This is a genomic window from Pseudomonas sp. LjRoot277, from assembly GCF_964253845.1.
Taxonomy (GTDB): Bacteria; Pseudomonadota; Gammaproteobacteria; order Pseudomonadales; family Pseudomonadaceae; genus Aquipseudomonas.
Genome location: NZ_CAXURI020000001.1, coordinates 4,384,462 through 4,408,292, shown reverse-complemented (window position 1 = coordinate 4,408,292; position 23,831 = coordinate 4,384,462). Strand labels below are relative to the sequence as shown.

At 55.4% G+C, this 23,831-nt stretch carries 23 protein-coding genes and 2 pseudogenes; 8 read left to right on the top strand and 17 right to left on the bottom strand.

From position 1 onward, the window contains the following. Window positions 1-26: 26 nt before the first annotated feature. A complete protein-coding gene (locus ACSQ87_RS20740; protein ID WP_223430455.1) occupies window positions 27-830 on the bottom strand; it encodes a 2OG-Fe(II) oxygenase in 804 nt (267 codons plus the stop codon). 84 nt (window positions 831-914) lie between these two features. Then, window positions 915-1,724 (bottom strand): glycosyltransferase family 2 protein, encoded by an 810-nt coding sequence (locus tag ACSQ87_RS20735; RefSeq protein ID WP_223430454.1) that lies wholly within the window; start codon window positions 1,722-1,724, stop codon window positions 915-917. Between the two features lie 1,124 nt (window positions 1,725-2,848). On the opposite strand from ACSQ87_RS20735, the gene ACSQ87_RS20730 reads away from it, so the two are divergent. Continuing rightward, window positions 2,849-3,310: an anti-virulence regulator CigR family protein gene (locus ACSQ87_RS20730; protein ID WP_150656189.1), complete on the top strand. Its 462-nt coding sequence runs from the start codon at window positions 2,849-2,851 to the stop codon at window positions 3,308-3,310. 50 nt (window positions 3,311-3,360) lie between these two features. Here the strand turns inward: ACSQ87_RS20730 and ACSQ87_RS20725 are convergent, their stop codons facing one another. Together ACSQ87_RS20725 and ACSQ87_RS20720 are read right to left on the bottom strand one after the other, a co-directional pair. Further along, a complete protein-coding gene (locus ACSQ87_RS20725) occupies window positions 3,361-3,795 on the bottom strand; it encodes a GFA family protein (RefSeq protein WP_223430453.1) in 435 nt (144 codons plus the stop codon). A gap of 42 nt (window positions 3,796-3,837) precedes the next feature. Further along, window positions 3,838-4,779 carry a carbon-nitrogen hydrolase family protein gene (locus tag ACSQ87_RS20720; protein ID WP_436274273.1) on the bottom strand — a complete coding sequence of 314 codons (942 nt, stop codon included), beginning with the start codon at window positions 4,777-4,779 and terminating at the stop codon, window positions 3,838-3,840. Window positions 4,780-4,882: 103 nt separating this feature from the next. Here ACSQ87_RS20720 and ACSQ87_RS20715 point away from each other — a divergent pair, with 103 nt between their 5' ends. Together ACSQ87_RS20715 and ACSQ87_RS20710 are read left to right on the top strand one after the other, a co-directional pair. Then, complete coding sequence (locus tag ACSQ87_RS20715; protein ID WP_436274272.1) at window positions 4,883-5,566, top strand: winged helix-turn-helix transcriptional regulator; 684 nt, start codon at window positions 4,883-4,885, stop codon at window positions 5,564-5,566. 93 nt (window positions 5,567-5,659) lie between these two features. After that, window positions 5,660-6,193, top strand: a complete 534-nt coding sequence (locus ACSQ87_RS20710; protein WP_436274271.1) for a hypothetical protein — start codon at window positions 5,660-5,662, stop codon at window positions 6,191-6,193. 419 nt (window positions 6,194-6,612) lie between these two features. Here the strand turns inward: ACSQ87_RS20710 and chrA are convergent, their stop codons facing one another. The 8 genes from chrA to ACSQ87_RS20670 all read right to left on the bottom strand — a co-directional run bounded on the left by chrA (window position 6,613) and on the right by ACSQ87_RS20670 (window position 14,934). After that, window positions 6,613-7,971 carry a chromate efflux transporter gene (gene chrA, locus ACSQ87_RS20705; protein WP_223430449.1) on the bottom strand — a complete coding sequence of 453 codons (1,359 nt, stop codon included), beginning with the start codon at window positions 7,969-7,971 and terminating at the stop codon, window positions 6,613-6,615. Further along, entirely contained in the window at window positions 7,964-8,908 is a 945-nt protein-coding gene (locus ACSQ87_RS20700; RefSeq protein WP_223430448.1) for a chromate resistance protein ChrB domain-containing protein, read from the bottom strand. The genes chrA and ACSQ87_RS20700 overlap by 8 nt, the downstream gene beginning before the upstream one ends. 351 nt (window positions 8,909-9,259) lie before the next feature. Continuing rightward, window positions 9,260-10,975, bottom strand: coding sequence for an arylsulfatase (locus ACSQ87_RS20695; RefSeq protein ID WP_223430447.1), 1,716 nt, complete (start codon window positions 10,973-10,975; stop codon window positions 9,260-9,262). A 211-nt stretch (window positions 10,976-11,186) separates the two neighbouring features. After that, on the bottom strand, window positions 11,187-11,846 hold the full coding sequence (locus ACSQ87_RS20690) for a MarC family protein (protein ID WP_436274270.1): 660 nt from the start codon (window positions 11,844-11,846) through the stop codon (window positions 11,187-11,189). 127 nt (window positions 11,847-11,973) lie between these two features. Next, window positions 11,974-12,432 carry a glycine zipper 2TM domain-containing protein gene (locus ACSQ87_RS20685; protein WP_223430445.1) on the bottom strand — a complete coding sequence of 153 codons (459 nt, stop codon included), beginning with the start codon at window positions 12,430-12,432 and terminating at the stop codon, window positions 11,974-11,976. A gap of 14 nt (window positions 12,433-12,446) precedes the next feature. Then, on the bottom strand, window positions 12,447-12,875 hold the full coding sequence (locus tag ACSQ87_RS20680) for a hypothetical protein (RefSeq protein ID WP_436274269.1): 429 nt from the start codon (window positions 12,873-12,875) through the stop codon (window positions 12,447-12,449). 63 nt (window positions 12,876-12,938) lie between these two features. Next, window positions 12,939-13,616, bottom strand: coding sequence for a DUF3313 domain-containing protein (locus tag ACSQ87_RS20675; RefSeq protein ID WP_223430443.1), 678 nt, complete (start codon window positions 13,614-13,616; stop codon window positions 12,939-12,941). A 49-nt stretch (window positions 13,617-13,665) separates the two neighbouring features. Continuing rightward, complete coding sequence (locus ACSQ87_RS20670; RefSeq protein ID WP_436274268.1) at window positions 13,666-14,934, bottom strand: OmpP1/FadL family transporter; 1,269 nt, start codon at window positions 14,932-14,934, stop codon at window positions 13,666-13,668. 253 nt (window positions 14,935-15,187) lie between these two features. Between ACSQ87_RS20670 and ACSQ87_RS20665 the strand changes: the two are divergent. Together ACSQ87_RS20665 and ACSQ87_RS20660 are read left to right on the top strand one after the other, a co-directional pair. Next, a pseudogene (locus tag ACSQ87_RS20665) lies at window positions 15,188-15,760 on the top strand (transporter); the annotation flags it as partial. 18 nt (window positions 15,761-15,778) lie between these two features. Continuing rightward, window positions 15,779-16,061: pseudogene (locus ACSQ87_RS20660) on the top strand (methyl-accepting chemotaxis protein); the annotation flags it as partial. 20 nt (window positions 16,062-16,081) lie between these two features. On the opposite strand, the gene ACSQ87_RS20655 reads toward ACSQ87_RS20660, so the two are convergent. The 3 genes from ACSQ87_RS20655 to gfa form a co-directional block, all read right to left on the bottom strand. Beyond that, entirely contained in the window at window positions 16,082-16,822 is a 741-nt protein-coding gene (locus tag ACSQ87_RS20655) for a Mut7-C ubiquitin/RNAse domain-containing protein (protein WP_223430440.1), read from the bottom strand. A 70-nt stretch (window positions 16,823-16,892) separates the two neighbouring features. Continuing rightward, window positions 16,893-17,909 (bottom strand): acyltransferase family protein, encoded by a 1,017-nt coding sequence (locus ACSQ87_RS20650; protein ID WP_436274267.1) that lies wholly within the window; start codon window positions 17,907-17,909, stop codon window positions 16,893-16,895. Window positions 17,910-18,243: 334 nt separating this feature from the next. Further along, window positions 18,244-18,822, bottom strand: a complete 579-nt coding sequence (gfa, locus tag ACSQ87_RS20645; protein WP_436274266.1) for an S-(hydroxymethyl)glutathione synthase — start codon at window positions 18,820-18,822, stop codon at window positions 18,244-18,246. Window positions 18,823-19,173: 351 nt separating this feature from the next. On the opposite strand from gfa, the gene ACSQ87_RS20640 reads away from it, so the two are divergent. Next, a complete protein-coding gene (locus ACSQ87_RS20640; protein WP_150656170.1) occupies window positions 19,174-19,518 on the top strand; it encodes a cupin domain-containing protein in 345 nt (114 codons plus the stop codon). An 11-nt stretch (window positions 19,519-19,529) separates the two neighbouring features. On the opposite strand, the gene ACSQ87_RS20635 is transcribed toward ACSQ87_RS20640, so the two are convergent. Next, window positions 19,530-20,168 carry an FMN-dependent NADH-azoreductase gene (locus ACSQ87_RS20635; RefSeq protein ID WP_436274265.1) on the bottom strand — a complete coding sequence of 213 codons (639 nt, stop codon included), beginning with the start codon at window positions 20,166-20,168 and terminating at the stop codon, window positions 19,530-19,532. Window positions 20,169-20,274: 106 nt separating this feature from the next. Here ACSQ87_RS20635 and ACSQ87_RS20630 point away from each other — a divergent pair, with 106 nt between their 5' ends. Continuing rightward, window positions 20,275-21,129 (top strand): LysR substrate-binding domain-containing protein, encoded by an 855-nt coding sequence (locus ACSQ87_RS20630; RefSeq protein ID WP_436274264.1) that lies wholly within the window; start codon window positions 20,275-20,277, stop codon window positions 21,127-21,129. Between the two features lie 417 nt (window positions 21,130-21,546). Here ACSQ87_RS20630 and ACSQ87_RS20625 read toward each other — a convergent pair whose 3' ends face one another. Then, on the bottom strand, window positions 21,547-21,819 hold the full coding sequence (locus tag ACSQ87_RS20625) for a hypothetical protein (RefSeq protein ID WP_436274263.1): 273 nt from the start codon (window positions 21,817-21,819) through the stop codon (window positions 21,547-21,549). Window positions 21,820-22,642: 823 nt separating this feature from the next. Between ACSQ87_RS20625 and ACSQ87_RS20620 the strand changes: the two genes are divergently transcribed. Beyond that, complete coding sequence (locus ACSQ87_RS20620; RefSeq protein ID WP_436275110.1) at window positions 22,643-23,818, top strand: nucleoid-associated protein; 1,176 nt, start codon at window positions 22,643-22,645, stop codon at window positions 23,816-23,818. Window positions 23,819-23,831 lie beyond the last annotated feature (13 nt).

The window sequence follows — 23,831 nt, the reverse complement described above, 5'->3', positions numbered from 1 at the left end:
AAATCTTTCAGCGGGTGTTCCGTAGTCTAGTTTTTCTTCTTGATTAGTTTACCCATGTAGTACTTCAGGCTGAAACGATCTTTGGGCCTTGGCTTGTAGTGGGTTTTGTTTCTTTGCGCGGGATCGATCACCATGGTTCCTGCGGTGTAGTAATAAAGCGCTATAGACCTGCGCGTGATGTGCTCTGGCGTTGTTAAAGGCTCTGGATGCCCATGATTGCTGTCTTTGTCTGTGTTGAAAATGACACAGCGATTGTAAATGGGCAGGACTTTTTTAAGACAGGTCTTCATGTCGACATCCCAAAGTTCAAGGTTGCCGCCGTATTCCTCTCGCCAGTCTTCATTCAGATAAATGATGATATTCAGTCTGCGCTCAACATTAAGCTTTTTGTTGAGTCTGAAGTCCGAGTGCACCCCCAGGAAACCGCCGCTTTTCGTTTCATGCAGACCGCCACCGGCAAAGTAGGGGTCGGGTATCAGACCTTCGATGCCTGTGAGCTTTTCAAGAAACTGCAACATGGGGGCAGAGTTAAAGGCGTTGAAAACAGTCTTCAAATAGGGGGGGCATTCGTTGGGGCTGATTTGACGTTTTAGTTGACCTTTATAGCCGCGCTCATAGAGCATTTCGTTGTTGGTGGGTTCGGTTGGGAAGTGCGAGCAGATACTCGCAATCAGCTCTTCATCCAGGAAATTATCGATGACGATGTGCGGAAATGGCGTAGCCTGAATATAGCGACTTGCCAATGAGGAACCCAAGGCGCTGGCGGCGTTCTGGTCGAAATCAAGCGCCGGGGAGAGGGTCATAGGTAGTGCTTGAGTGATGGGTGCCATTACCGCTCCAATAACTTCATATAAAGACTTGTGGGTGACTTCAAGCAGCGTTCAGCGCACTGCTCGTTGCGTCTCTATCGTAGCTTAACTTTTTCTGTCGTCTTTCTTCAGGCGCTTAAGGATATTATTGTACATTTTGGTTCGTCTATGAGTCTTTCCATAGCTGCCAGCCGCTGCGACAGTGCCGGACTGCATGTGATCCAGATAACTGAAAATTTTACGCGGTGATAACATTTCAACGACATAGCCAAGCTCGGTCATGCGGTCTTGGAGGGTGTAGCCAGGCACGCGATCATCCATCGAAAAATGCATGTTGTGCTGTTTGATAAGTTTGCAGTTCCACAATGTGCAGAAACTTTTCAAGTAGACTTCTCTGTACGGTTTTGGATCTCTGGAACGCAAACCCATGGAGATTTTCAGGCGTCTGAAATGGTGTTGGAATAGGCGTGAGCTAAAGCGCCAAAGTGTTCTGGCAGTACCGCGATTTATTTGCTCGACACAACCGACAGCTACGGTTTTTTGATTTTTTAAACATTTATTTAGCATCATCGGGAAAACATTTTTATCAAAAACAAATGTATCGGTGTGCATTAGAAATAAATAATCAGTTTCAACTCGATCCAAAACCAGGTCAAGTGCTTTGCCATGCGCGATATGCCCGGCTTCTGGTTCAGAAACAGAGCGCTCGATTAAATTTATCCAGTCAAGCGTTCGTAAGTACTCAGTGCTTTCATCGGCGGAATAGTTGTCAACTACCCATATTGGGACATTGTGGTTGCCCACGTGCTGGTGCAATAAGTCTAAGCATATCTTGGTGATTTCTGGTGTTTTGTAATTGACTATAACGATGCTGAAAGTTTTAGAGTCGTCAGCCAGGAAACTAGTGTTATTCATCGTTCAGGCGCCCAATGATATTGCATGTTATTGTAGGAGTAATTGAATCTTTATACAGCTTTCGCTTATTTGTCTGCGCAAAATTTTGCGTGACTATAAAGCGTAATTTGTTAAGCCGCTTTGCGATACATAATAACCATAGCTTACTCGGGCCTGATGGATAGCAGTATGTGCGGGCTTCATCGTATAAGGATCTGCTCTGTAGGTAAACATCCGTGACTTAATTCGTTACACGTTCTCCCGCTAGCCGTCTCCCGTACACGCAGCTTGGTTAAGTCGCGGGCACGTAGGCTTTCTGCTCGAGCTGGCTCAGTGAACATCGTTGTGCCCTGACAGCCTTGCGAGCGGTCTCAACGTGATTCGACAAGGTCTGTCGACTGCCATTGCCTAACGATTGGATTTACGGATGAAACCAACGATGTCTCTCCAGTTCCACACAAAGATAGTCACTGCCATAACCGCCATGTCCCTGTCTCTCACTGGCTGTGTCGGGGTAGTGGTTTCCGTACCGGAACCGGAAAGTGAACGCATTCCCTTGACCTACCAGCAAACAGATAGCGACCTGACCACGCGGGCGTGGTGTGGTGTAACGCTTTGGGCCGTGATCGTACCGATCCCCTTGAAATTGCCCGTCTGCAAACTTCACCAGGGGCAATCTTTAACATCACCGTTTTATGCCTGCGGCCCTCTGATGACCCTGGGACCTATCTTTCATGGTTATGCGGGAAATGCACTGTGTGGAAAATTTACCGGGTTGTTTTGACCGAGGCGGCGCCATAAAAAAACAACCGTTGATGCAGATGCCGTGGCACTAACAGCTACTGCGCATTGAGCATTACTGATGAAACGTGCGGCCCATTGTTTCCTGTGTTCGACGTCGAACACGGGAGGCGTGATGGCAAACGGCTACGCTCTTCACGATTTCTCATGTATGCCTCGACATGCTGGAATGACCTGCCTTATTCAGAAATAGAGGCAAGTAATGCTGAAGTGACGCGCAGTTCGATAGGCTCCATTGCAAACCGGCCGTGGGGGCTTGGGTGTCGATGGGAGAACATGGAACCCACATCGTCGATAGCGTCTAAATTACAGAGAGATGTCCCGCCACGCTGAAGGAACGACTCATGCTCAGATCTCGCTCATTGATTGCAGCTATTACATGCCTTGCGCTGGTTTCCGGTTCAGTGACTGCATTGGCCGATCCTGGTAATGGAAAGGGCCAGGGAAACGGCAAGGGGCATCCGCAAAACAGTCAGGTTCATGGCAACCAGGGAGGCAAGGGCAAAAACGCCGGAGGCGGCGATTGGGATAATGGCCCAAGCATCAATCACGCAAGCGTTCTTGGAATTGTTGGTGGGTATCGGGACTACTGGAGCCCCGGACCTGCATTGCCACCCGGCATTCAAAAGAACCTCGCGCGAGGTAAGCCGCTTCCCCCCGGGATTGCCAAAAAACTGGACGGCCGGTTGATCGGCAGGCTTCCTCATTATGATGGGTATGAATGGCAGCAAGTTGGCACCGACTTGATATTGGTCGCGCTGGCAACCGGGCTCATCTACGAAGTGCTCAACGGTGCATTTGATTAATGGGCATGATCCATATGCCCATTTGAAGGTGGCAACCGGTGTAAACAGCGCTATTCGCCCACGCTGATGCCCGATCCCCCTAATTCGTTGGGGACATCCTTCAGCTTGGGCAATCCATCTTTGATGCGCAGCACGGTCTCCTGATAGTGGACGTGAACGCCTGGCGAATACGCAAGATCCGGGATGACCGCGGCATATACATCGATGAGCCCCATCCCCGGGTGCTCAGTGAAGATGTGCCCGCCGCACGTCTTGCACCACTTGCGATAACTCTGCGGTGTCTTGTTGTAGGTGCCGATATTGTCAGCACCCCGAGTCACTTGCACCGCCTCGGGTTTCCACAGCGTGAAGGCATTGACCGGCCCTGCTGACCAATGCCGACATGACTCGCAATGGCAGTAGCCCATCGCGGCCGGCTCGCCACTGACGGTGAACTCGACTGCGCCGCAAAAACAACTGCCCTTGTAAGACTGTTCAATGCTCATGGCATGACTCCTTGATCAATTGCCAGGCGATACCGCCGGACGTCATTCGTCAATGTAGTGCACCGCAGTCGCCGGCGTGCGCCGCACCTGCAGTTCGAAAATGTCAGGGCGCGCGTAATGCCCGGTGACGTCGAGCGCCCGCCGCGCTGGCGCCACGAGTGCGACGTCGATGTCCGCATACAGAATGCCGGCCTCTCGGTGTAATGGACCGGCCACGATCCGGCCTTGAGGACTGACCACCACCGAGTCGCCGTCGTTGATCCATTCGTCCGGATCGGGAAACAGTTGCGCACGAGACGGGAAGTCGTCGGGGATGTCACTGCCGCGCAGCACGGTGCCGCTGCCGAGCACCCAACAGCGGCCTTCGAGAGCAATGTGACGCATCGTGCTGATCCAGCCATCTCCCGTGTCGTACGTGGGGGCGATGTAGATTTCCACCCCTTGGGCATACAGAGAGTAGCGTGCCAGCGGCATGTAGTTTTCCCAGCAGATGAGCGTGCCCACGCGGCCGACGGGTGTATCCACCGTACGCAACCCGCAGGCATCACCGAAGCCATGCACCATGCGCTCGGGATTGGTTGGCATCAGCTTGCGGTGGCGGTTGAGCACTGCGCCGTTCGCGCCGATAACGACTACGCTGTTGTAGAGCGTGCCGCCACCATTGCGCTGGTCGCATTCACTGATGCCGCACACGATCGTCACCGCGTGGACCCGGGCGGCCTCGCACAATTCGCTCAGGTCACCGTTCGCGATATCGACGGCGTTGGCCAGCAGCCGCGTGTGCAACTGGCCCATTACAGCCCCGTCTCTTCCCGCCGCCAGCCGCCAGATCCACGACGGGTAACCTGGAATGAACGATTCGGGCAAAACGATCAGCGAGGCTCCCGCCGTCGCTGCCTCGGCGACCGATTGCACGGCCCGGGCGATTGTCGCGCTGCGCTCGAGCAGCACGGGCGGACGCTGAATGATGGCTACCTTGGTCATGGCGTGCTCCTTTGGTATTTGGCTTTCGAGGTTTCAGCGTGCGCGTGGCGAAGTGGCGGGGCTAGTTCAGAATCTGAAGCGTTGTAATTGCGGAGCCAAGGCAATGGACGAAAGCTACGGTCAGTTCTGCACGGTCGCGCGCGGTGCTGAAGCACTGTGCGAGCGCTGGACACCCTTGGTCGTGCGCGAATTGCTGTGCGGCAGCAAGCGCTTCAATGAACTGCACCGCGGCGTGCCCCGGATGTCCACCAACCTGCTGGCACAGCGGCTGCGCCATTTGGAAGAAATTGGCGTCGTGCACCGCACGGCCACCGGCAAAGTCTGGGAGTACAGCCTGACCGAGGCGGGCGAGGAATTGCGCCCCATCATCATGGCGCTAGGGCATTGGGGCGCGCGCTGGATCGGCAGTCGCCTTCGCGATGACGAACTCGACGCGGGCCTGCTCATGTGGGACGTGCGCCGGTTCGTGCGCGTCGAGACGTTCCCGTCCCGACCGGTGGTCATCCACTTCAGATTCCGTGACGCGCGACCCGGCGAGCAAGCGTGGTGGCTCGTGGTTGAACAGGGCGTGGCAGACCTCTGTCGCGACGACCCCGGCCGCGAACTGACGCTCGTCGTGGACTCCAGCGTGCGTGCGTTGACCGAGGTGTGGACGGGCGACCGCACACCGCGGGAGGTTCTGCAGTCGCGAGAGCTGCGTGTAGATGGCGCGGTGAAGGATGCGGAAAGTTTGTGGCGCTGGCTTGGCACAAGCGCGTTCGCGGGTACCCGGAGCGCTGCACACTAGCGCTGGCAGCATCCGTCGGTCGCAGGACTTGAACTGTCTGGGGCTTAATGCGTCATAAGACTCGTGATATCAACCAACCCTACGGAAGCAATCATGCTTTTAAAGAATAAGAGTCTCGTTGCTGTAATGTCCTGCGCCCTGATGCTTGCGGCCGCCCCATTACTCCCTGCTGACCTGTCCATCATGAACTCCGCCTATGCGAAAGACGGTGGTAATGGTGGTGGTGGTGGTGGTGGTGGTGGTGGTGGTGGTGGTGGTGGCGGTAACGGTGGTGGTAATGGGGGCGGAAACGGAGGTGGTGGTAATGGCGGTGGCCACGGCGGCGGTATAGGCGGCGGCCACAGTGGTTCGGATCACTCCGGCGGTGCCAACAGTAACGGCCGCGGCAATGGACTGAGCAGCGATCATGCCGGCAAGGCTGTTCGCGACCATGGTGAAAGCGGAAACCACTATGGCAGTGATCGCAATAGTGATCGCGGTCATGGCCCAACGACTTCAGGCATCGCCCATTCCAAAGATACTCGCGGCGTGGCCAAAGCCAGAGCAATCTCGACCACGACACCAGGCGATCACAACACGAAAGGGTTGAGCAAAGCCGGGACATCGGTATCGAAAAGAACGCACTGATCAGCCATAAGGGCTGGTAGGGAAGTACAACAGGCTCAACTGCAAAGTCTGCCGCACGCTTGAGCTCAATTGGACTTCTTCGGCGGGTAGTTACTGCGCAACCCCCCGGACTGGGTGCCTGTCTTACTGGGCAGGGCAGGCACTACCGGGCGAGATCTGGGTTGGGGGTTGGAGCGGCTCCGGGGTTGAGGTTGTTTGCTCATTGTTTGCCTCCAGACTTTTCAAGGTTTCGCGAAGGTCTTCTGATAAAGCTTAGCTGCTTGCTGCGATGGCCTACGTCGTTCGGCAGTGGGTGAATAGGCTGCAAGCGACCAAAACCCGCAGCACGTAACCCTAAACAAAACGGGCGCCCCGACAAGGCGCCCGTTTTCGTTTGTTCCGCTGCTTGAGTCCGTAAACGTCGACCGATCACATCCTCTCTAGCGCAGCAGATGCACCGCCAAGCCGACAAGCGCGCAAGCCATCAGCACCTGAATGACACCCCGTTTGAAGCGGAACAAGGCAATCGCCGCGGCAATGGCAATCAGTGCAGAGGGCCAGTCGAGGTTGCCGCTGAAGCCCTTCGGCCACAGCACGTGATAGCCGAAGAAACATGCCAGATTGAGGATCACTCCAACCACCGCCGCTGTGATTGCGGTGAGCGGTGCGGTGAACTTGAGTTCATTGTGGGTCGATTCCACCAGCGGGCCACCGGCGAGGATGAACAGAAACGAGGGCAGGAAGGTGAACCATGTCACCAGGGTGGCTGCGACAGCCCCGGCCAGAAATACATGATCGGCGCCGAACACTTGTGAGACGTACGCTCCAACAAAGCCGACGAAGGCCACCACCATGATCAGCGGCCCTGGTGTGGTTTCTCCCAGTGCCAAACCGTCGATCATCTGGGTCGGGGTAAGCCAGCCATAGTGACCGACCGCACCTTGATAGACATACGGGAGGACTGCATAGGCCCCGCCAAAAGTCAGCAACGCGGCCTTGGTAAAGAACCAGCCCATCTGGGTCAAGGTGCCTTCCCAACCAAAGAGGACGATCAAAATACCCATCGGCAAAGCCCACAACACGGTGCCAGTCAGGGCGAGCGACGCCAGCTTGAACCAGCTGAAACGGGCATGTTCCGGGGGCGGGGTGTCGTCATCGATCAAGGCTGGGCCGAAGGACTTTTTGGCAGCGCCATGGCCCCCGGTTCTGAACTTCTCAGGCGCCAGACGCCCTCCGACATAGCCGATTAACGCTGCCCCCAATACGATCAGCGGGAAAGGAACATTGAACGCGAAGATCGCGGTAAATGAAGCTGCTGCTATCGCCCACAGCCAATTATTCTTCAGCGCCCGAGTGCCGATCCTGTGTGCTGCCTGCACCACGATGGCCGTCACGGCAGGCTTGATCCCATAGAAGAGGCCGGCCACCACAGGCACTTCGCCGAACGCGATGTACATCCACGACAACGCGATGAGGATGAACAGTGAGGGCAGCACAAACAACACTCCGGCGATCACTCCGCCCCAGGTTCGATGCATCAGCCAGCCGATGTAGGTCGCCAATTGCTGAGCCTCTGGCCCAGGTAGCAACATGCAATAGTTGAGCGCATGGAGAAAGCGTCGTTCGGAGATCCAGCGCCGACGTTCTACCAGTTCCTGGTGCATGATCGAAATCTGTCCTGCTGGCCCGCCGAAACTGATGAAGCCGAGCTTCAACCAGAACCGGAATGCCTCACACAAGCTGATCGCCTCCGGCCTCGATAGATCCTCTTCAGCCGTTGATGCCAACACCTTACTCATTGGGTTGTTCCTCTTTCGCAAACTCGGCGAGCAGGCCGTCGAAGATGGCGCTGGCAGCAGCCAGCAAGTGGTCGTCATGGGTAATGGTTTCGCGCAACCCTGCCAGCACTCGTTCGATGCCGGCCGCCTCCAAAGGCTGAATGCCGCCGATATCGAGGTAGTGCACCATGGCCGCGATGCGGTTCAGGCCGGGCTCTTGAAGCTCAAAACTGGCTTGCAGGGTTTCGAAGGTCACGCGATTTCCGACATGACTGAAGGTCGCATTATCGAAGTCGAAGCCCAGCGCGTCTGCCGGACAGTCATGTGGAGTATTCAGCCAGAGGATCCGGGCTTGAGGATCAATGAAGCGCCGAATCAACCAGGCACATGCCAGACGGTCAACCCACGGACGCTTACGTGTTGCCCAGACACGACGTTGATAATCACCACGGTTGAGTGCCGTGATGGGCTCGTCGCGGCTATGGGGTTCATCGGCAGACAACGCTCTGCTGACAGCCGTCTCAAGCTCCTGCAAGGCTGAATCAATCTGCTCCTTGGGCTTGCCTGGGAAATAATCGATGCTGGTGAGCTGATCGTAGTTTTTGCGCAGCTTGCGAATTTGTTTGGTGGTGGCCACTGCGTTTTCAGGGTTGAGCTGCCCACGGCACTCTTCAATCTCTGCGCGTAGCTTGCTGTAGTCATCGCTACGGTCGAACAACTCGACAAAGCGCTCACCCTCCGGATCGACCACGGGCAGGATGTAAACAGTGCCATTGATAGAAAGGATGTCGCGCTCGACAGACGCCAGAGCATCGCGACAGACACCGGTATCAGGCAACAGATAGGCACCATCGCGCAAAACCGCCGCACCTGAGGCTTTCAGAGCACGCCAGGCTCGCATGCGCTCGGTGGCATTCGCGGTGGGTAAAGCGAGAATCAGTGTCAGCCAGTTGTTCATGTAGAGAGCGCTATTTATTTTGTAGTTCTTATTACGTTATCGGTGTTTTTGGCGTTTGGAAAGCCATCCTTAAAATCTGCATTAAATGGGGATTAATGTTGAAGTGAAGGCCGTTGATTAGTGGTCAGCAACGGGCTGCAATCGACCCAGGCTGCCGGTCAGCATCGGCAGAAGTTGGCCGGTAGCTGCCTGTTTTGAGGGGCTGCAATCGATCGGGTGCGTGAATTTTGGCCAACAAATCCCTGCATCCCCGCTAATGCCATCACTTCCCCAACACAACCGGGATGGATTTGATCAGGTACAGCGAAGAAAGCCAGGGTTAGCGCGCCCTGGCTTTCTCACTTCACACTCCTACTGGCCTGGAACCTTCTTGCTCATCGCCTTGACTTGCTCCAGGACCTGCGTGAGGTTGTAGGATTCCGGCGACTGCAGAGGTGGGAACGCTGCAAAGGACTCAAGTTCCTGCAGCCACAGTTGCTGGCCTACCGGTAACACGTTCCAGTTATAGAGATAGGCCGTACTTGCCCCAGCCAATGCTCCGCCGACCGACAGCACCGACTTCTGATCTTCCCCTACGGCCTGCTCGAACGGGTCCCTACGGATGTTTTGCACCTGCGCCCAGCCATATGTCTGTGGACCCATCAACGCTGAAACGCCAGAGGAGCCTTCCATGGTGAAGTAGATCTTCCAGTTCTTGTAGCGTACGGCCGACGGTGTAGCCCCGGTGTAATACAAGAACGTGTCACGCGCAGACTTGTTCGACTTGCCCGTCAGGTAGTCGAGTTGATTAACACCCTGCAACTTGGTCTTGAGGATGCCAGGGTACTTGCCCGCCATGATCTGCTCGTTGAGTGCATTGCCTTTCGGACCACCCGCGACTTCAACCAGTGTTGGCAACCAATCGTACGAGGCAAAGATGTCTTCATATACCGTGCCCGGCTTGATTTGACCTGGCCAGCGGATCAGCGCCGGAACACGCATACCGCCTTCCCAGGTCGTCAGTTTGTTAGCCTTGAAGGGCGTCATGCCGCCATCGGGGAATGTCTGGCTTTCCGCGCCGTTATCCGTGGTGAACACCACGATGGTGTTGTCCAGTTGCCCCATGCTTTCGAGCTTTTTCAATACCAGGCCGATATTGTCGTCCATCTGCTTCATGCCGACTTCCTGGATGCCCCAGTCGTTACCCCCTCGTTCACCCAGCATGGCCTCATACTTGGGCGAGAAAACGGTGGTTATGTGCATGCGCGCCGGGTTGTACCAGACAAAAAACGGCTTGTTGGTCGTCTTCGGATCGTTGCGGTCGAGGAAATCGATCACCTTGGCGGAAATTTCTTCATCCACGGTTTTCGAGCGTTCCAGCGTCAGCGGCCCCTCATCCTTGCACGTCTGGTTCTGCGCCGAACCATCCTTGGACGTACAGGCCAGGACCGGCCGCGGTGGCGTCAAACAAACGGTGGTCTTGGGATCGACTGCGCCTGGTACTGGCGGCACCCCTGGAATGAGTTCCGCCTGGCACGGTGGGGCAAAGCCCTGCTCGGTAGGGCTCTTGTTGATGTCTGGAAAGCTCACCTGCTGCATGGCATCCAGGTGATAGAGGTACCCCCAGAATTCCTGGAAGCCGTGTGCCGTGGGCAGTGCGTCCGGGTGATCACCTAGGTGATTCTTGCCAAACTCGCCAGTGTTGTAGCCTTGGTCGAGCAGGAACTTGGAGATCGCCGGTGTGCCAGGTCGAAGGTAGGAGGGGCTGCCGGGTAGTTGCGGCGGGATCATGCCGGTTCGCAAGGGAGTCATGCCTGTGAAGAAGGCATTACGACCCGCCGTGCAACTTTGCTCGGCGTAGTAAGTCATGAACTTGGCGCCTTCATTGGCAATCCGGTCCAGGCTGGGGGTTGTGTCAAAACCCAGCCCGTTCTGATAAGCCCCGACCTGCATCCAACCGATGTCATCTCCCATGATGAACAGAATGTTGGGTTTTTTGTCGGCCGCCTGGGTGAGCGTGGGCACAGATGCCCCCAGCATCATGCCACCGGTGGCCAGCCCCACCAGCACCATCTGTTTAAGTCTCATAGCGTGTTCCTCTATCGATAGATATAGGCGTACAGCTACATCTGACTACCGCTGCACTTCGTTCGAAATGCGAGAATTGGTAATGATGACCCTCCAGCCTTGCGGTGCTGCAAACGTCAGTTCGTGGATGGATAAGTCTAGACGATGGGGATGTCTGAAGAGATCAAGAGTACTTATTTGGCACAGGAAAATTCGGCGGTCATTGCAGTTCCTACTTTGTCACCCCATTGAGTAGCACTCCGTACGACTGTAGGAACTCCACCGTGCCGTGGAAAATGAGGCCCACGCCCATGGCCGAGACAAAAAAGCCGACGATGCGGGTCGCGGCGTCTATGCCTTGCGGGCCGATCTTCTTCAATATGCCCTTGGCGTAGACCAGTGACAGGTAGGTGGTGAACATCGTGGCGCAGATGGCCAGGGCCACTACGGCGAACGACAGCGCAGCGCGTTGGGAATCCTTGATGGTGCTGGTCAAGCCGATCACGGTGGCGATGGCGCCAGGGCCAAACATGATCGGCATGGCCATGGGGATGAAGGCAATATCCTGGTCGCCCTTGGCGCCGCTGGGAATCAGGCTACTATTGGGCGAGGGGGCGAAAAGCTCGAAGCCGATACGCATCAGGATCAGCCCGCCAACTACCCGAATCATGCTGAGGGGCACCTCGAACAGGCGCAGTAGCAGGTTGCCGAAGATCAGAAAGAAGAACATCAGCAGCAGCGCGTAGAGGCACGCTTTGCGTGCCACTCGGCGCAGTTCGGCGGCGTCCTTGTCTTGTAGCAGGCCCAAGAAAACAGGGATCGCCTCCAATGGATTGATGATTGCCAGTAGGGTGGTGAACATTCCGAAGAACAGCGTGAAGTACGAGTTCATGGGGGGCTACCGAAGATGGGTCTACCGATTCACCCTGGCTGATCGGGAAGCAACTCATCCCAAACCGTGCCGCAAAAAAATTCAGGGTTTCGGAAAGAAGGTTTACAGAGAGGCATGCCCCAGCCGTTTAACCGCCTTGCGGTACCACTCGGGCATCATTACCTGAGCCTTGGATATAAACGTTCATACCTTTACCCAGGGATGGATTGATCGGTTGTGTAACCGATACCAACACGCCACTTCTTACCCGCACGATGATCTGTTGCGCCTCGATCGGTTGGTCGTATTTTTTCTTCTCTGCGTAATTACCGCCAACAGCACCGGCGAGAGCACCCGCAACCATGGCGACATCGCGCCCGGTGCCATGACCGATCAGGCTGCCGATACCGAGTCCGCCAAGGCCTCCGAGTACGGCGCCGACGCCACTGTCGTGATTGGTCTGCATCTGCGTCAGCGATATCTGCTCGATCTTCCCTGAGCGAATCTCGATTTCACCGGCACCGCCATCGGTTGATCCCACGGCGGAGCAGGCACTGATCAACACAGTGGCCAACGTTAGCGACAGCCAGGACAGGACAGTTTTCATTGTTGTGCACCTCGTTATTGGTATTTGATGGCAATGCCTTTTAGCTTGCGTCCCTGGATCGTTTCTATGTCACGGCTCCACAACAGACCTGTCACGTAAGCGGCGACGGGCTGAATGTGGTCGTAAACGACGACTACCGCGTCTGCGCCAAGTTTGGCGGCTTCTTCACGCAACTTTTGTTCAACTTGGGTGATCGGCGGCGCAGGATCGACAGTGGCATCGATCAGGATTTCGCCCAACCGCACATTGGGGCGCGTCGGTTCTGCGCGTAATACCTGGACTTCGCTGGGCAGGGTCGGCGCGGGATGCTCGACCCCGACGTAAGCGGTCGTCTGCGCATCTACCGATGCGCAAGCGCTCAGCCCAAGCACACTGGTGATGAGGGCTGCGATGAGTAACGGTCTGTGCAATCTTGAGAGTCGAAGCGATGAAGGGGTCCACATGTCAGCTACCCTTTGCTTGAGGTTTATTCAACCGCCAACGTTTGTTGGCGGTTGAAACAGGAGTCAACTGCGGATGAAGGCCCAGAGATCGGCGTTCAATTTGTCGATCGCGGCCTTGAAGTCCTTGGTGGTGATTTTCTCGCTCTCGTTCGACAGCTGGCTGCCAAATACCTTGCGTACGACTTTGGCCACGGTCTGATTGGTTTTCGCGTCGATAAACTCGGCTTCGATGAACAGGTTAGTGTCCTGATCCCGGTGACCGGTAGCTGCCTGCGTCGCCCCGACCACGGCCGCGATCGGCACCACTTCATACCACTTCATGCCTTCGTTGGAGGCGCTCACCCCGGTGATCGCTGCGCGCAGGATCAGGGGTTTTGAGCCGCCCGGTGCAGCGGATGTTTTGGACACTACCCGGTATTTCTGGCCCAGCACGCCTTTGGCCTTGCTGGTCATGTAGTTCTGCAATTCGTCCAGCGTCTGCTGGTTGACCCGCTCGTTGGGTTTGGGCGCCGGATAGAGTTCCAGCTTGTTGAACACTACCGTGTCGTACGCATTCGGATTCCATGACGGGCTCACCCAGCGCATGGCTTTCTCGCCACTGGTGGTCGTCACTTCTTCCAGGTTGTTGTAGTTAGGCAGGAAGCCGGAGTATTGGTTTTGTTCGGTGACTTTTGAGGTACAACCACCAAGCAACAGACCGGCCAGTGTGGCGCCGACGAGCAATTTTCGGGGCAAGTTCATAGCGGTAGGTGCTCCTGGGTTAAAGTCGTCTTATTTCGTTGGCTGGAGATCAGAATCGCCAGGTCATGTTTCCGGTCAAGGCTTGAATCCAGGCACTGTCAAACTGACCGGAAGTTCGAGTGCCCGATACGGATTTGGTCTGGTCCACCGGCATGTCGCCAAGCCAGACCATGGCCCAGCTGACGTTGACATCAGTGTCCTTGTTCAGAGCATAGGTGGCTCCTGTCGCAATGCGCCAGGATTCGCCCATAGGCACGGTGAAGGTGCGGTTGCTGTCCGAGACGGCGCTGCTGTCATACGCCACGCCGACATTCCACAACAGTTGCTCGGTGGCCTGGTATTGCGCGCCAAGGGAGAGGTGCCAGGTATCCTTGAAGTCGGCGTCGACAGTTCTCGATTGCGATCCGAACGCCGTGGTGTCGACCTGCACGGCGATGTCACCGAACTCCGACCAATCCTGCCAGTTGACCGACGCCAGTAACGCCCATTGCCGGTCGAGTTGCTGGAACAGGCTCAAGGTGACGGTTTGCGGCACCGTCATATCCAGTTGGGTGTTAGTGCCATTGACTCGCTCCAGCAACCGGCCATCGCCCTTGACGTCCAGCCCGTCTTCGAACTCCAGGTCGACCTTGCTGGTGTAAGTCAGACCGATGCGCGTGCCCGGTTGCGGGGCGTAAATCACGCCCACGTTGGCACCAAAACCCCAATCCTTGTCCTTGTACTTGAACTGGCCATCGCCACGGTCGGTGAAGCCGAAAGGCGAGCGGTCGATGGCGGTTTGCGCTTGCAACATGCCGTACATGGCTCTTACGCCAACGCCCACCGACCACTGCTCGTTGAAGCGGTAAGCCACGCTGGGCACCAGGGACAAACCGAGGAGGCTGGCGTTCTGCGCGAAGTAGCGCCCGGACCAGTCATTGTCGTAATTGACCGCCAGCCCGAAGTCGCCGTACTGGCCGAAACCCACACTCCAGTGGTCATCCAGTTCATGGCTGATGAAGAAACTGCCACCGGGAATCGGGTCCAGCGCATTGCCACTGCCGCTGCCCGGGACATTGGTGCCGGCGTCGCGATCGAAGCTCAGGTCGCCGTAGAGCACCTGCAAGCCGCCGGTGATTTGTGTGCCCGGCAGGTAACTCATGCCCGCCGGGTTACTGGCGATGGTCGACGGGCCTTGAGCGCGGGCGGCGGCGCCGGCGTTGGCGAGGCCGGCGTTATCGGTGCCGATTTCGTAGAGCATGATGCCGCCCGCATACGCCTGCTGGCAGCACAAGGTAAACAGCGTAAAGGCAGGCAGGGCAGCTGTTTTGACTTGCATCTGATTAACCTCGGCAAATATCCACTTTCGACTAAGGGTAGCTGGAGGTCATAGGGCATGGGTCATTCACGGCGCACCACGCACCCTCTCAGGTCGAACTAACCATAGTCGAGAAAACCTGAACTAAGCTGACGGGGACCGATTCGGTCACACATAAGTGGTAGTCCATATTCTCAATATCGGGAAGGAGCTACTGATGAGTAAACGCCTTCAATTCCTGTCTGTGATTGCTTTGGCAATTATTTGACCCGAAGTCGGGCTAACCATCTTGCCGATCATCGATCAGCATGGCCTGGTACCTGGCGGGCAGGCAGACAAATCCGGTATCGGTGACGTGACCCAGAGTTTCTTCTTTTCACCCAAACACCCGACCGCAAGCGGCTGGATTTGGGGGGCTGGGCCGGCGATTCTGGTGCCGATTGGCAGCGACGAGCTGTTGAGCGGTGAACAATGGGGGGCGGGGCCCACCGTGGTTGCCCTCAAACAAAGTAATGGCTGGACCCGCGGTATTCTGGCCAACCACATCTGGTCGCTGGGCAACAGCCCGCCCGATGACAAAAACAAAATCAACCAAACCTTTCTGCAACCTTTCTTCAGCTACACCACCCATACCTATACAACCTACGGCATCAACACCGAATCCACCTACGACTGGCAAACCCGCGAATGGTCAGTGCCGATTAACCTGTTCGTCACCCAGTTGTTTAAAGTGGGCCACCAACCCATGAGCCTGCAAGCAGGGCCGCGCTACTGGGTTGACAGCCCGAAAGATGGCGCTGAGGGCTGGGGTTTTCGGGTGGCGTTTACGCTATTGTTTCCCAAGTAATTTCAACCCTGCTTATCTTCGTCCGACTCCACCGGGTAAATCGACCAGTTGCTCAACACGCTCGGCAGCAAGACCCAGGAAGTTTCGCAGAAGATGGAAAGTTGCCTGGACCTGTCGCGAGCCAGTGTGTCTTCGATCGAGAGCGCACGTGACAGCTTTGAAGGCATCCAGTTGTCCGTCAATGAAATCAGGGATCAGAACCTGCAGATATCGGCAGCAGCAGAAGAGCAGCACAGACTCAGGCCGGCGTTAGCACCTCTCGAATGAACTGAACGGGCTGGTGGGGCGCTTCAAGTCGTAGAGGCGGCCCGATGCGCTCGGCTATCGGTACAGCAGAGGTGCCAGCAGTGCACACATGCCGCGCCAGTGCGAACCCTCCCAGTAAACCCGTTGGCAGGCGTCGCAGCGCAGGAAGTGCGAATAGAGGGCGCCAACGCGTGGCGGCACCTGCGACCGGGCCAGTTCCGCGCTGATCTCGTGCAGCGGCAGGTTGCAATGAAGGCACAGGCTGAATGGCCGCGCGCTACGCGCCAGGTCGAGGCGCTCGTACAATTCGCGCAGCTGCAGCGACGGTTTCAGGGCATGCACGTAACAGCCGTGGCTGATGATCCGTCGCTTGAGCAGTTCGCGGTCACGGGTTAGCACGATGCGTCCTTGCTGCGCAGCGATCTCGGCGATTTCGCCATCCTCGAAGCCATTGTCGTAGAGGGTGTCGAAGCCGCTCATGCGCAGCAGGTTGGCCAGCCCGCCAAGGTGCGCATCAGCGACGAAGCGCAGCACCCGTAAAGGTTGCGCACGAACCTTGAGCAGCGGGCTGATGTCCAGCGCTTCGAACTTGGGATACACCGCCAGCCGGTCACCGTCGAAAATCACCCGCTCCAAGCCCACCGACTCGCCGTTGAGCAGCACCAGCTCGACCTCCGTGTGCGGTATCCCGAGCGCCTCGATCATGTGCTTGACCGTCGCCGCTCGCGCGCACTCGCAAGTGAAGGACTGCCGCCGCCGTTCGGCCGGCAGGAAATCGTTGAGCTCCTCGTAGAAGCGGAAGGTTGCTCTGGTCATGTTGAACAGTATGGCAGGGCTGCAAGGATGAGCGAGTCTAGTCCGGACATCTTCTCCGGCAGACCACAAACTACGAAACACCCGATGCAACAGATTGGCTAGCTACTTTCTTGGCAAATCTCTTACCAAAAGCAATCCACCATTTTTCATAATAGAAGGTCGAGATATGCGCGGTGAGAAAAATGGCGGCGAACAACAAAGGGCGCTTCAAATATTTTATGGCGGTGTCTCCGCTACCCAGCCAAGTATGTATTAGCAGCGGATGAACAACGTAGAGAGCGTACGAGATGGTGGCGATATAAAATAGAGCGCGATTATTCAGAAGCTGGGCAACTCGTGTCCGGCTATTGAGTAACGTGCTCCCCACCATTGCTGCGGCAAGATAGGGGCGGAAGTAGTTCATGAAGCCCGCATCGGGATGGCAGGACAAGACAAACAGGAGGAATAAAGATATTTGCGTAATCCCCGTTTGTGTCGGAAGTTTGTCAAGGATGTTACCCAGTCTGTTGTTGTAGATCAGTGCAAGTATGCATCCGGAAAGTATTTCATCAATGCGGTAATAAGTATTGATTGCAACATGGACATCATTCATGACTCGGTACATCGTGACGGCGATGCAGAGACAAGGGATTAGCACTACCCACTTGTTTCTCATCAGAACTACCAGCAAAGCGATGGCGAAATAAAACTGGACCTCCATGCACAAACTCCATAGGTGGCCGTTTACACTGCCAAGCCACATAGGCGGCCAGTTGGCAACGAACAGAAAGTTTGCGATGTAGAAATCCGAAGTGCTGTTCATGACAGGTAAAGCAATGAGCATGTACAACCAGGCGAGCGGTACAACCCGAAAGATTCTGCGGATTAAAAAATCAACGACGCTGCTGCTGTTGAGCAGAAAATTTGTTATCAGGAAACCCGATAACGTAAAGAATATAGCCATTCCCATAACGCCTGCGGCGGCATTAAATTGCCAAGCCTTTGGGCTAAGTGGTAGCAGGTGGCATGCCAAGACAAGCAAGATGCTTATGCCGCGCCATCCATCAAGTACGCTGAATCGAGAGCCCGCTACGGAACTACTGTTCATATTCGCATCCCGCTCTTGGGTCGATAGAGGGCATTCTATAAAGGCAGTGCTGCGTCTGAAGGCTGTCTGAATTCATATAAAAATCCAGTAGTTTCAGCGGTGAAAAAATCATGAAATCAGACCATTTAAGCCTGTAGTCTAGGACACCTTTTGCACTTTACACTTCACGCCATGAAAAAATTCCAGTCGCGAGGAGTTCGCTAAATGATTGGGTTTTTGACGTTGCTTGTTTGACGTTGCTTGATAGCATGGCGCTAAGTTAATTATGTCGGGCGCACAACATCAAAGGTGAATCGGAGCCGCGGTCCGGAAAAAAACCGCGGCGACCGATCAATCACGCGGCGGGGAGCAGGCCTTTCTGTTTGGCGACATGAGTCGCCAGTGCGTCCATCAAGTCCGGGGACAGGCAGTCATAGGGTTCCAGGCCGATCGAGCGCAGGCGCTCACGGATGGCCTTCATTTGCGCTGGCGGTGTGCCGGTTTCGATGATGGAGGACACGAACGCCGCGAATCCCGGCGCAGCCCATCCGCTCTGTGGCGAAAGCTCGGTGTGGACGAAGTCCAGGCCATAAAACGCATGGTCCTTGTTCTCGATACGCCCAAAGAGATGGGCGTGACACTGCTTGCAGGCGTGCCGCTGGATGGTGGCGGTTTCGTCGACAATCGCCAGTTTTTCGCTGTGGGCAATGACGCTGACCTTATCTCGAGGCACCACCGCGATGACGGCGAATGTCGCGCCTTGCGGTTTCCAGCATTTGCTGCAGCCGCACGCGTGGTTATGCAGAGTTTGTGCGTCGATCTTGACCTCGACCTTGTCGGTCGCACACTGGCATTGCAGGGTGCCACCTGTGAAATTCGCGGCGGCGGGTTGGATACCATTGTCCAGTGCAGGGTGAAGTTGCAAGGTGCTCATGCTGGCGTCTCCGTTTCAGGGGGTTAGACAAAAGTGCCTGGGGCCGTGCCCCAGACCGGTAGTTCATCGGAACTCGATGACGGCGCGGATCGATTTGCCTTCATGCATCAGATCGAACCGCGGCGGATTTCGAAAAGGACACAGTGCATAAACGAGTGACCTCCTTCGGTGCGACCGGTCGGTTACCCAGATCAAGAATAGTCTGCGATGACGCCTCGAGCGCGGCTCGGGCTGCCGAATTTCAGCCTGTCGCGACCGACTGAAAACGACCCTTTGTCGCCTCCCGACTGATCACACCTTTTAGCGTCTCTACTTCTAGTTAGGCCCTGTACGTACAGAGGGGAGCGCGCGATGAGCAACGAACAGGCTGCACCCGAGACGAAAGGCGTTACGGTGACGTTACTTGCAACGATTGACCTGGGGCCTGAGATCGAGGGTATGGCGGGGCGCCAACTTAGAATGCGCAAGGTGACCATCGAGCCTGGAGGCGTCTTCGGGCCGATTCACAACCATATAGACAGACCCGGCACCGTCTACATTCTGCAAGGAACGATCACCGACCATCGAAATGGAGTCGCCACGGATTACGGGCCGGGAGTGGGCTGGCCCGAGGACAGGAACACCACACACTGGCTTGAGAACAGAGGCACGATTGCGGCGGTGGAGATCTCGGTCGATATTGTCCGGCAAGAGTAAGTTCATTTACTTCACTTGAACCTGTCTGCCAGGTTCCTGGCCTGCTGAGTCGCGTCCTCACGCGCGCGCCGGTCAACGTCTTCCCCCAGGATGGTTTTCTCCACAATCACCGAATGCACATCCGTGACGCCGATAAATTTCAGCCAGGCTTCCACATAGGGCTTCTGGAAGTCGAAGTGCTCCGCCGGTGTGCTCGACTGCGCCGAAAAATCCAGGCCGCGGGCGTACATCACCACGGCGAGTTTGTTGTGCAGCATGCCTTCCAGACCGCGTTCCGGGTCAACGCTGAACAGAATGTCTTTCTGCGATACCAGGTCGATGAAATGCTTGAGTTTGTACGGGATGCTGAAATTCCACAGCGGTACGGACATCACGAGTACATCCGCGCGATGCAGGTGACTGGCCAACTCTTTTAACGTGTTCCAGGCGTCTTGTTGTGCGGCGGTCAACGGCGCGCCATTGAGCCCGGCGTATTTGGCCTCCATGGCCAGATCATCGAATTCCGGCAGCGCCATGTTCCAGAGGTCGAGGGTGATGATTTCGGTGTCCGGAGTGTTTGCTTGATAACGCGCAATGAAGCTGCGGGCGACTTCAAGGGAAGCCGAACGCTGCTTGCGTGGCGAACACTGAATATGGAGAAGAGTCGTCATGGCACACCTTGGATGATGGGGAAGCAGGGCAGGTGAGAGCATTGCAACATAGTTGTATTTGAAATATAAATCGTAAATTCCTGTTCAATTGATCACGTATAAAACTATGTTCGATGCTCTGCTGCTCAAGACATTTGTCACCGTCGTCGATGAAGACGGCTTCAGTCGTGCAGCCCAGAAGCTGCACCTCACTCAGTCTGCGGTCAGTGGCCATGTGCGGCGATTGGAAGAACAGATTGGTAAACCCCTGTTGACGCGCACCACCCGTTCCCAGCAACTGACGGCCGATGGCGAGCGCCTGGTCTCTTATGCGCGCACGATCCTCGCGCTGAACCGTGATGCCTGGACAGACCTGACACGCACGCCGTTTCACGGGCGACTGCGGATCGGCGTGTCCGAAGATTTTGTCGAGTCTCGATTACTGCGCACTATTCAGGATTTCGCAGCGCAGTACCCCGGGATGAAGATCGAGGTGCAGGTGAACATTCCGGGCACGTTACTGGCGCTGATGAAGCAAGGGCATCTGGAAGTGGTCATCGGTTCGCTGTGCGAAACCAGCGAAGCGGGGCTGTTGCTATGGCAAGAACCGCTGGTGTGGGCCTGGTCGGCGCAACCCGTCGCCCGGTTGCCCACGCCGTTGCCGCTGGCCCTGTTCCCCGAACCGTGCCCTTATCGCGAGGCCGCACTGACGAGGCTGGCGCAGGCGGGGATCGCCCAACGCACGGCAATGTTGTGCAGCAGCACTGCCGGGTTGCGGGCGGCGGCCCTGTCAGGCTTCGCGGTAGCGCCCATGCCACTCAGTCAGTTGGGGCAAGGATTGGCGGTTGTTGGAGTAGAACAAGGGTTGCCGGATTTGCCGGATGCGCAATGTCGGCTGTTCACCTCGCCTGAAGCGGATCAGGCGATTGTGGCGGCGGTTACTCAGCTGATTGTGGAGTATTGCTCGACGCGGAGGGCTTGATTGTGATTTCAAGGGGCTGCTTGAACGGCTTGGGTATGCGGTCTTTGCCTTCCTGAGGGAAGGTCAGCCGTCTGTTGGGTGCTGGTGAACCACTTTGATCATGGACACAAAAAACGGGCGCCTTGATGGCGCCCGTTTCCATTTAATCCAACGCCCTGGCCGACCGCACATAGCGGTTTCTACCGTATGAAAGTCTTCACATTTTATTTCACATACTGACTTGATGAGGAAGCGCTAATTTACTGGCCTCCAGAGGTTTTGTAGGCTCTTAAAACAAGAATCATCTTCACATTTTATTTCACATATTTTTTGTGAAATGACTTCGGTCAATGGGCTCACGAAAGGATCCGTCAGCCGCGTTTACGCACAGATCGCAATTGCAGAAAAACGGGCGCCCATTGAGGCGCCCGTTTTTACTTACTCCTGCACCTGCGCTCGTAAGCGTCGACCGATCACGTCCATCAAGTCACAGCCGTCGCGTAACGGAATGACTAACAGCTGAGAAAAGTCTTTCAACACCACCGTGTCGCAACCGAGTTCGGCGCGGTAGGCGATGTTTTCCAGCACCTGCGTGACCGTTCGAATGCGGTAATCGGCCATGGCTTGCAGGACGTCGAGTGGGGCTTGGGTGTCGATGAGCAGGGAAGCCGGGATCAGGTCGATTCCGGTGAGGGGCATGTATCTTTCCATAGGGGAGATCTCGTTCAGTTAGATGAGACCGCCAACAGATCGTCGCCAAACGAATAGGGTGGCAGTTGCGCGCAGGTTGGCGAACCGGGAACGAGTAACCGGCAGACCCGAAGGTCTCCCGCGCGCAACCGCCATAGTACAGCGGTTTTGCAGTTGCGACGACGCCTGCAAATGAGCAGGCGGCCCTCGCATTCGTATCTCGGGTCGCCAAACCCGAATCGCCATTTTGGGCGACGAGATGGACTATAGGCCTCATCAGAACGGCGGGAAAGGTGAGGGATTCCGAGGTTTGTGTAGGAATTTTTATGGTGGTCCTAGGATCGTTATGCCCCTTCCGTGAGTGACTGCTATCGGCCCAGAGTGTGTAAAAACGCTTCGCCAAAATTGCAGTGTGCGCGTCTACGTTAAATCTGAAATTTATCGGCACATCAGCAGATGTGGATTTTGCGTAGACGCGCGATTTCCAGCCCGGTTTTGAGTACCTGTCGCGCTGAAAATTGTTTTTACACAGCCTCGGCCAAATGGTGGAAAACTCGCATGCCTGAATGCCACACTGCTGCCCATCGATGATCAGAATGGGAATGATCGTGGCTTCCAGCAGAGCGGGCTCACTCGACCACAGTACCGAGAAGGTAGAGCACCTTTGGTCGTAGAACCAATCCCTCGCTGAATCTCGGGGCAGGTAATTGGCTTGATGGTGGCGATAGGCTATTCTCGATCCGGTGTCGCGATCATAAGCATCCGTTTTAAGACCTCTACTATTAGCTTTCTCCCGGCGATGAGGTCTGCCGTCCAAAGACTTTAAAAGGAATTTACCTTGAATATGCCCGAAGAGAATATGATTCCTGAGAGTTCTGCTCAATCATCTCAACATCAGATGATTGTATTGAATGCGATTACGGCGGATCTTTTTAAAACCCAAAACAAGGGGTTGACCTATTACGATGCCAAGACGGGCAAAAGCTGGGATCTGACCAAAGATACCGCCATTGAATTCGTTAATGTTATCGAAAGAAAGTTCGCGAAAAACAACAAATTTCACGGTTATTTCTCACCTCATAATATGCACATAGCTCCAAAAGTCTTGCTGGAGTTTTTAGGCGGGGAATTAAGCTTCGAACAGCTCGTTGAGGCATTTGTTAACAATGCCTGCAATGAGGCTAATTTGCCAGCTCGCGGCACTTTGACTTTGGGGCACCTGGTAATGGTGCATTATAAGACTCAAAACGATCCCGATGACGTTGGTAGGTTTCTAGCGGTGTTGGTAGGCAAGCAAGATGGTTTCGACTTCGATTCAGATCTTCAGCCAGTTGATCTCACGAGTATTAATACTAGTGAACTTCGTCATGCGGCAATGTTTGATTTAACACTTTTTAAAGAAACCTTCCCCCTAAACGATGGGGATGCATATCTGAAATTTATTACCGGAAAGTCGAAGAGTGCCTTTTTAAAGGATGCCTTCGGATGCGCCGATCACATACCCAATCGAGATAGCGTGGAGCAGGTTCGCGCTGCCGTGCTGGACTTCCTAGCTGATCCAGCTATACCCGAACTGCGCCGGTTGAAAATTGTGGAAGGTGTAACTGCGCATCTTGTGGTCGCCGCGAAGAAAAACCTTTCTGTATCAATTAAAGATATTCAAAAAGTTATAAATGACTCACTGCCTTTGGGGTCAAATAAAATTGATGGCTTCAGTGGTTTTGTAAATGAGGGTGACTACACAATTAGCGAAAGATTCCAACCTACTCGTGTTAGTGCTCAGCTTTTGCAAAATGTTGAGATCACTGACCCTCAAGGCGGCTTCAAGTGCAGTGTTAATCTAGAAGCAATAAGCTACGCTGACGCAAACAACAAGAAGCGTATTACAGTTGATGGAGACCTAACAAGTATAAATATTCCGCTTACTCCGCAGGCCAGAGAGGTGATCAAGAAAATCCTCGGAGAAAAGGGCGACCCTGGACAGCCGAATTTAGATCCGGGTGATATGGCTGACCTCTAATGGGGAAAGCGTA